Below are 404 nucleotides of genomic sequence, written 5' to 3' on the forward strand. Positions count from 1 at the left end.
TCTGAAAGTTTCCAGAAATTATAAAATAAACGAGAGTCTAATCGATGGGCTATTTCATGAAACAACTCTTGTTCAAACATTTCTGTATCTACTCGAAAACGAAAAAACTCATTTTCAAAAGGAGAAAAGAAACTCCTTGCCGACTTCTGTTCTTGTTTTTGCTTTTTATACTCATCAATCATCGCTTCCGCACCCTTATCAAATATATGTTCGTGCGGTGCGTGGGTATAGCTCTGTGGAAGCATATCGTATAAGCTATCACGAGAAAGGTCGATGGATACCATTTGCAAACTATCATAATGATAATCAATAATGTTTGCCTCTAAAATATCATACCGATAAGCTCTTGAAAACTGCCCCTGATGATTGACAATGTACTGCTGATTTGAAATCACGCCATTACG

General features: G+C 36.6%; 1 pseudogene. It reads right to left on the reverse strand.

What is annotated here, in order from left to right:
* Positions 1-404 (reverse strand): annotated as a pseudogene (locus VQ048_RS12735) (type VI secretion system baseplate subunit TssG); the annotation flags it as partial.

It is taken from the genome of Bergeyella anatis (genome assembly GCF_036016955.1).
In the GTDB taxonomy this organism is placed as follows: domain Bacteria; phylum Bacteroidota; class Bacteroidia; order Flavobacteriales; family Weeksellaceae; genus JAYWXI01.